Below are 8,285 nucleotides of genomic sequence, written 5' to 3'. Positions count from 1 at the left end.
GGTCAGGACTTGGGTCATGGTTCTATTGTAACCTCGCATTCCTCCCGGCACTGACCCTACGGGTACAGTGCGGGGCTCCTGCGATTTCTAGCTGAGAGGGTTGCCGGGGATCCCTGCAATTCCCCTCTTCTGGCCAGGAGTTTGGGGATAGGATTGAGGGACCAAGGCTGTGCCGTCAGCCAGGATAGGTGGTGTTTTTTCCATTCTCATTCCAGCTTGCCCAGGGATCCCTATGCTGACTCAACTGCGCGAACTGAGCATCGCTGCCGACGGACGGTATCTCAGGGATGAGGAGCTGCAGTTCATGGAGACCTACCTAGCCTCCTTTGACCTTCGCCTGAGCGCCTATCGCAAGATTCAGGCGGCGGAGGCCCAGATCATCCGGGATGTGGACATGAAAATGCGCGCGCTGGATCCCTACTTGCTCATGCGAGGGGTGGAAGACTTTAGCAACAAGTGGAAAGCTGACACCGTGCGGGTTTTGCGCCTCTCGGCTTTGGCCATGCTCCTGGACGATGAGCAACGCTACAAAGATCGATTTCTCTACTGGTTCCAAACACTGATGCGGGCCTTCCGCACCCAACGCAGTTGCGAGGCCACCTATCGCTTCCTACAAGAAGTGATAGCCAATTACCTCACCCCCGAAGAAACCAAGTTGATCAGGCCGATTCTGGAAACCAACCGCACGCTGTTGGGCCTCAACTAGGCAGCCGTCTCAGCAGACTCTCCAGAACCAGCCGACTCCACCACCTCCAGCTCATCAGCCTGGAGATGCGCACGGAACTTGTTGTCAAACTGCACCTGAAAGGGAAAGTTGGCGCTGATCGGGCGGCCATTCCAATCTCGAAGCACGGCCTTCAGTTCCCCTTCCATACCTTTGAGGTCAAAAGGTTGATTGCGATGTTCCGGGTGGTGATAGACAATCACGCTGGTACGCACCCGCACCCGATCTCCAACTTTCATGTCTTGCCCTCCTAACAAGGCGGCCCACCACAGGAACCCACTGGAAACACTCTAGCTCAATCTCTAAGCAAACCTTCAAGATATGAAGAAGTATGTGGAAACTGACACAGGAGTTTTTATTTTCTTGGGGATCCCTCTGGCGCTGGACGGAGCGAGAATCTTTCCGCAAACTCCAGCCATGAGCCTAGTTCAGGGAAGCCCCACCTCAAGCAAAGGAATCCCGCCTTGTACCACAGCCAGCCTAGAAGTGCAGTCATAGCCTGGGCCGCTTCCCAAGCTCGGAGGGTTGGAAGGGATCGCCTCAGCGGCACGGGCCGATCTCAGGCAATCTGGCAGCCGCTCAAAATCTGTCAAATCTGTCTTCAATTAAACCAACCAAAGCTTAAGTCGATGACGCGAAGATACTTGAAAAACACAGCGACAGGATGGTGATTACCCTTCATTTTTAGATGAAGGGAAAAACCTCGATAAACTGTAAGAGTCGCAACTTAGATCGAGAATTTCCGTTAACAGCAAGCTAAAAGCTTAACCTGACCCCGAAGTTTCGGTATAGCTAAATTAAATAGCAAATAGATATAAAGATTTGTGTCAAAACCCAAAACTTCTTTACTCGACGTGGTACTCTGCTTAAAAGGTTCGGTTATCGTCTGCCATCGACATGGTGCGAGATTTGCGCTCTCCATCGGGATCCCTGGAACAGTTGTTTGGCCAGATGCCGCCTCTGGTCAGGCTCGACAGCTCCGTTGTCGAGGTTCTCTCCCGGCTGGCGCAAGAGAATCGCTCCTGGCCCTACGCCTTGGTGACGGACGCAGGCCGCGTGGTGGGCATTTTGACGCCTGTGGATGTGTTGCGGTGGATGGCCAGCGACCGATCTTGGCAGGGATCCACCGTCGCCGAGGCGATGACTACCCCTGTGGTGACCTTGGCCGCCGGCGACTACCGGGATCCGCTGGCCTTGCTGGAGCTGATGCGAACCCACGGGATACACCACTTGCCGGTGGTGGACGAAGCGGGATCCCTGCTAGGGGTGGTGAACCAAGACGGGCTGTGTTGGCAGCTCACGCTGGGGTCGTTGTTCTCGTTGTCTCTGGAGACCCAACCGTCAGAAGCCACTTCGGATCCGGCGCTTTTGAGTCGAGGGCAGTTGCCAACCCCCAGACAGGACGTTCTGCCCCTGGATCTACAAGCCACCCTGAATTTGCGCGTTGCCATCGAGCGCTCTATCCCTCTGGGCATTGCCGCCGTCGATCCGCAAGGCAAGCAGATCTACGTCAACGAGACCTTTGCCGCGATGGTGGGCTGGGCCAAGGAAGAGCTAATCGGGAAAGATCCCCCTTTTGTCTATTGGCCCCCGGAAGAGCTGGAGAAAATCGCCGCCGCCCTTGCCCAGGGGCTGCCTCAGGATCGGCCTCCCCAGGGATGGGAGTTGACCTTCATGCGCCGCAACGGCGAGCGGTTTCCGGTGCGGATTTTGGATGCCCCCTGGCAAGATGCCCACGGGAATGTCATCGGCATGATCGCCAGCGTACAGGATTTAACCCAGGAAAAAGAGTTGCAGAATCAACAGCAAAAACTTCAGCACTCTCTGCAATATCAGCAAGATCTGTTTCAAAGCCTCTTCGAGCAAGCCCCGGTGGGTATGGCGGTCACGGATGCGGCGGGGCACTTGCTGAAGGTGAACCAGAGCTTTTGCCAGCTCACCGGCTACACCGAGGCTGAGCTTTTGGGCATGAATTATGCCGATCTCACCCATCCTGAGGATCTGCGGCAAGAGGCAATCTATGTCGAAGAAGCGCGAGCGGGCCGCCGCCGAGCCTACCGGATGGAAAAACGCTACATCCGCAAAAGTGGTGAGATCCTCTGGGTTGACCTCTCGTCTTTTGTGGCGGAGACCCCCGAGAAACAGATTTATGGCATCGCCTCAATTGTCGATATCACTGAGCGCAAGCAAGCCCAGGAGCAGGTTCAATTGCAACTGCATCAAGCTCGGCTGCTCAACCGTATCGCCCAAGGGATCCGGCAATCTTTGGAGGTGGATTCCATCCTCAGTTTTACCGTAGAAGAAGTTCGCCGCTTGTTGGATGTGGAGCGGGTGGTGATCTACCGCTTTTTCCCCAATTGGGTGGGCGAGATCGTCATGCAATCGGTCAGCCGGCCAGAGTTGAGCCTGCTGGGCCGCGTTATCGAAGATCATTGCTTTGTAAGCCAGTGGCACCAAGCCTATCAGCAGGGCCGCATTTCCGCCATCGAAGATATCGACACTGCCCCCATCCAGCCCTGCCACCGGGAGCTGCTGGCCAGTCTGGGGGTGCGGGCCAACTTGGTAGTGCCTATCCTGCAGGCATCCGCCCCCGGAGGGACGAGCCCGAAAGAGGGTGAGCTGGCCCGCCTCTGGGGGCTGTTGATCGCCCACCACTGCACCGCCCCTAAAAAATGGGATCCCTGGATGCCTGACTTCTTGCGACAAATTGCCGACCAACTGGGCCTGGCGCTGCAACAGGCGGAGCTGTTTCAGCAGCTTCAAGCTGCCAACGCCGAGCTACGTTACCAGGTGGAGGTGCGCAATGCCGAGCTGGCCCAGCGGGTGAGATACGAGCAACTGTTGCGGTTAATCGGCGATAAGGTGCGCTCCAGCCTGGACGAACAGGAGATCTTGGCCACGGTGGTGCGGGAGCTCACTCAGGCCTTCCAACTGGGCGCTTGCGGCGTGGCCCTCATCAATCCGGAAACCCAGACCTACACGCTGGCCCACGAGGCGGCGGGATCCCTGCCCCCCTCAGGCCAAGTCGCTCTGCCTTTGGATCCCCTGCTCTTGGGCCAACTCCGCCAGGGCCAGACTCTCCACTTCAGCACGGATCACCCGCTGCGGGGTCGCTGCACCCTCCTTGCCTGCCCTCTATTTGTGGGACAGCAAGAAGGGCAGTTTTCCTCAAACACGGGCTCGCTGCTGGGCTTTCTCAAGCTAATTCGCCTGCCCTGGGAAGGGTTTACCGAGGCGGAGATCCACTTTGCCGAGCAGGTGGCCACTCAGTGCAGCATTGCCATTCGCCAGGCCCGCCTTTACCAAGCAACCCAGGCCCAGCTCCGGCAACTGCAGCAGCTTAACGAGCTCAAAGAAGAGTTTCTCAGCATGGTCTCCCACGAGCTGCGCACCCCCCTGACCAGCATGAAAATGGCTCTGAAAATGCTGGAGGTGCACGGCCTTTCTGAGGCACAGATCCCTTATTTCAACATCCTCAAGCAGGAGTGGCAAAAAGAGCTGGACTTGGTCAACGACCTGCTGGATCTGCAGCGGCTGGAGGCCGGCAGCCGCGCTTTGGAGATTGTCCGCTTTGAGGTGCAAGGGTGGCTAGAGAAGCTGTTGCAGACCTTTATCCTTCGCTTTCAAGAGCGCCAGCTCGCCTTTGTCCCCCACATCCCCTCTGAACCCGTCTTTTTCAGCAGCGATGTGGGGCTGCTCACGCGCATCCTAAGCGAATTGCTGACCAACGCCGCCAAATACACCCCCACCGGCCAGCAGGTTTATCTGGAAGTAGCAGTCGTTCGCGCCAGCAGTGCGGAGCACTTGGCTTCTCAGCTCCACTTGCGCGTTCTCAACACCGGCGTGGAGATTCCGCCGGAGCACCTGCCGCAGATTTTCGAGAAGTTCTATCGGGTTCCGCAACTGGATTGGGCCCACCAGGGAGGCACCGGCTTGGGCTTGCCGCTGGCGAAAAAAGCGGTGAAACTGCTGCGAGGCAATCTGCGGGTGGAAAGCCGCGAGAACCGCACTCTGTTTGAGGTCAGCCTGCCCGACCTCTCGACAGATGCCAGTTTCGGCAATTGCTGAAAACGGGTGCCAACTGGCAGGTAACCTCGCGAGGATGAGCGTTTTCAACCTCACAACCAGATCTTGTAGACGAGCGGGATCCCTATTGCGCAGAAGATAGGGCTATATCGACCGGGGCTGGTTTTACCGAAAAAAGCTGCGCCTAGCCAATCTCAGCTTCCACCGGGATCTGGGAAAGAGAGAAGGCGACCTTTTGTTGCTCCACCAAGCGGTCGAATTCTCGCTCGAAAGTAACCAAGGCCCGGTTGGTTTTGCCCCCCAAGTAGAGCCCCGTCTCCGTTTGCAAAGCCCAGATTTGGCTGTAGCTGAAGTAGCTCATCACCACCCCCACCATCAACAGGCCAAATCCGAGATACACCGCAGGGATCCCCGGATCCGACTTAATTTGCAGTCCGGTAGCGCCGATCACCTCATCCAGATGCAGAGTGAGCGGGTTGGGGAAGCGTTGGGGAGCGATTTCGTCGAGGGCCAAGCTCATGCCTTGGCGCAGGGATCCCATCCATTGCCCTTCAGTGTCGTAGAGCAGGGCTGTCCCCTGCAGATCCGGCAGCAGCAGCGTGAGGCCCTGGCTCATGTCCGGCTGGGTGGGCACAAAAGCGCCCCAGAGTTTGTTGCCTGCCTCGGTGCGCACCGGCACCACCGGGATTTGAAAAGTGGGGCTGTTGTTGATGCGGATGCGGATGCTGTCGATGCTCCAATCGGCTTGGTAAAGGGTCACACCCCGGTAGGAGAGAGGATGGTTGACGGAAATGGTCTGACGTTTGACCTCCTGACCCTGATCCAAGATCGAGAGGTCGGAATAAAACTGCTTGACACGGCCATCGGGAGCGTAGTCAATCCAGAAGCGATTGGCCCGAATTTGCCAGGTAGGCAAGTGAGCACGAGCCAGATCTCCCGCTCCGGTCAAGTGTTGAATGGAAGCCACGCTGCCGCTGGGAATGAGTTCTTGGGCCTTGAAGCCGCTAATGCTGCCCCAAATCGCCCCCAGCAAGATCAGCAGCATACTGACATGCACCAAGATGGGGCCGATCCTGCCGATTAACCCCTTGCGGGCGTAGAGGTAATGGCCCTCCTGAAACACCAGATAGCCCTGTCGACGCAACTGCTGCGGCAGCCCTTGTAAGGATTGTTGGGGCAGATAAGTCCAAAAGGGCAGGCGCTGAAAAGACTGCGGACGGGTGAGATAGCTCCAACGGCGAGCCACCTTGAGCATTGGCCACTGGCGCGTAAAGGAACAGGCGATAAGGCTGCTGCCGAACAGGATCAAAATGGCCAGAAACCAAGGGGTGCGGTAGACGTGATCCAATCCCAAGCTCAGGATCACCCGCCAGGTGAGAAAGCCAAACAGGGCCGGATGCTCTGGATAGTGGGCTTGATAAAAAGCCGCTGTTTCCTCTTGCTCGATCACCGTGCCGGTGGCGCTCAAGACCGCAATTGCCAACAAAAGGCCAATGGCCAGGCGCAGATCCGCCAGCAGCGGCAGCAGCTCATGACGAAAGTACCGCCGCAGCGAGGAAACCCAGCGGGCAAGCGGGAGAGAGTATATGACCATGAGAAGTTTGTCGGCTTAAGATTCAGATCGCTGCTCTTGCCAGGCAAGGTGCAGTCCCCAACAGGGTGCTGTAGGTGTAGCCCCATCTTAGCCTGCAGCAGCAGGGATCCCTTAGGCCCAAGCCGACAAGATTGTTACGCTGCCGAACCCCACCAACACCACCCCACTGGCGTAGGTGAGCCAGCCCGACCAGCGCCGCAAGGCCAACAGTTGCTTCACCGCTCCGGTAAACACCCCCGCCAGGAGCAGGGGAAAGGCCAACCCCAGCCCGTAAGCCAGCAACAGCCCACCCCCTACCCATGGCTGCCCTGTGGTGGAAACCCAAGCCAGCAAAGCCACCAAAACCGGCGTACTGCAGGGAGAGGCCACCAGGCCAAAGGTTAACCCCAGCAACACTGCCCGACCCAGCCTGGGCCATTCTCCGGGAATCTCGAGGCGGTTAAACCCATCGGGAAAACGCAGGGGGATCACCTCTAACAAGTTCAGCCCCATCAAAATAGCAATTCCCCCCACCACAACAGGCCCGAAGGATCCGGTTTGTCCGTAAACGCGACCCAGCAAAGCTGCCGACAAACCCAGCAGGGTCAGGGTAAAAGCCACCCCAGCCGCAAAACCCAAAGATTGAGCCCAAACTTGCCGCCGCCCTTCCCCAGCCGTTTCCTCAGAAGCGGGGGTGTAGCCGCCGATGTAGCCGATGGTCACCGGCAGCATAGACAACGTGCAGGGGGAAAGACTGGTGAGCAAGCCGGCCAAGCCCACCACCAACAGACTGACGGGAGAAAGGTGCTGCAGTTGAAACTGCACCAGCTCAGTTGCCCATTGTTCTAGGTGGTAAAGCCAGAGCTGAGCCGCATTCAACATAAGCTCAATCTGTCAACATAAGCCCAAGGTAGCATGAAGGATCCCCGAGCCCGTTCAAGATATCTTTGCTATCCATTCCCACCGCCCAGGTTGTGGAGAATTTCGCGAGGATGGTTGACCGGGAACTGCTGCCATTCCTGTTGAGCTCGTTGCAGCACCCGGAGCAATTCGTCCCACTTTTCGCCATCGATCAACCGCTCTATCTGTCGTAACTGGGCTTGGTAGCTGTGCAGGGCAGTCAGCAGCGCCTGTCGGTTGTGGCGGGCCATCTCCAAACCCAATTGCGGGATCCCTCCGCCAACACGGCTGGTATCGCGAAATCCGCTGCTGGCCAAAGTGCGGGCCAATTCCAGAATCGCGGGATCCCCTTCTTGGCTAACCGCTGCGATCAAACTGGCGCTGACCATAACTGGCAAATGGCTGATCCAGGCCACCGCTCGGTCATGGCGGGCGGGATCCGTGAGGACAGCTTCTGCGCCAACAGCAGCAATCAGTTCTTTCACCGCATCGAGAGCCTGAGGTTGGGTCTCGGCGATGGGAGTGAGCACGTAGGGCCGCCCCCGAAACAAGTCAGCTTCTGCCGCTTGGATCCCTTGCAGGCTTTTGCCGGCCATGGGGTGCCCCCCCACAAACCAGGGCCACAATTCGGTTGCCGGAGCAACGATGGGCTGCTTAACCGAGCCGACATCGCTCACCACGGTCTCTGCCGACAAATAAGGCACCAGGGCGGCTAGCGTGGTCAACACCTGCTCCAGAGGGGTACAGATCAGCACCATTTGCGGATCAAAGCGAGCCAACTGGGCCAACTCGGTTCCACAGCCTTGAACAGCGCCCCGTTCCAGAGCCTGTTTGCAGGTGGCCGGGTTGCGGCTTATCCCCCAGACGGGATATCCCTTTTCGGTCAGTTTGAGGGCCAGGGATCCGCCAATCAACCCCAACCCGACAATGGCAATGCGCATAGTATCTCAGTAAGCCAGTGAAACTCCTTTTTGGACACCACCAACAACCGCTTCCAGGTGTAGTAGGAGGCTGCTCCCGTAGCTCAGCGATACTCGCCACCGGCGGGCAAGCCTAGTTCCT

General features: G+C 57.8%; 6 protein-coding genes. 2 read left to right on the top strand and 4 right to left on the bottom strand.

The window, feature by feature from the left end; all coding sequences use genetic code 11:
- Window positions 1–232: 232 nt before the first annotated feature.
- Complete coding sequence (locus ACVWZU_RS05865) at window positions 233–706, top strand: phycobilisome protein (protein ID WP_457443852.1); 474 nt, start codon at window positions 233–235, stop codon at window positions 704–706.
- On the opposite strand, the gene ACVWZU_RS05860 is transcribed toward ACVWZU_RS05865, so the two are convergent.
- Window positions 703–963 carry a ferredoxin-thioredoxin reductase variable chain gene (locus ACVWZU_RS05860; protein WP_414349997.1) on the bottom strand — a complete coding sequence of 87 codons (261 nt, stop codon included), beginning with the start codon at window positions 961–963 and terminating at the stop codon, window positions 703–705. The genes ACVWZU_RS05865 and ACVWZU_RS05860 overlap by 4 nt on opposite strands.
- Before the next feature lie 658 nt (window positions 964–1,621).
- On the opposite strand from ACVWZU_RS05860, the gene ACVWZU_RS05855 reads away from it, so the two are divergent.
- Entirely contained in the window at window positions 1,622–4,792 is a 3,171-nt protein-coding gene (locus ACVWZU_RS05855) for a PAS domain S-box protein (RefSeq protein WP_457443850.1), read from the top strand.
- Between the two features lie 142 nt (window positions 4,793–4,934).
- Here the strand turns inward: ACVWZU_RS05855 and ACVWZU_RS05850 are convergent, their stop codons facing one another.
- The 3 genes from ACVWZU_RS05850 to ACVWZU_RS05840 form a co-directional block, all read right to left on the bottom strand.
- Window positions 4,935–6,344, bottom strand: a complete 1,410-nt coding sequence (locus tag ACVWZU_RS05850) for a cytochrome c biogenesis protein (protein ID WP_457443848.1) — start codon at window positions 6,342–6,344, stop codon at window positions 4,935–4,937.
- Window positions 6,345–6,455: 111 nt separating this feature from the next.
- Window positions 6,456–7,205, bottom strand: a complete 750-nt coding sequence (locus tag ACVWZU_RS05845) for a cytochrome c biogenesis protein CcdA (RefSeq protein ID WP_457443846.1) — start codon at window positions 7,203–7,205, stop codon at window positions 6,456–6,458.
- Window positions 7,206–7,273: 68 nt separating this feature from the next.
- Window positions 7,274–8,164 (bottom strand): prephenate/arogenate dehydrogenase, encoded by an 891-nt coding sequence (locus tag ACVWZU_RS05840; protein WP_457443844.1) that lies wholly within the window; start codon window positions 8,162–8,164, stop codon window positions 7,274–7,276.
- Window positions 8,165–8,285 lie beyond the last annotated feature (121 nt).

It is taken from the genome of Thermostichus sp. MS-CIW-26, assembly GCF_054059115.1.
This window is presented reverse-complemented; position numbering and strand designations above follow the sequence as displayed.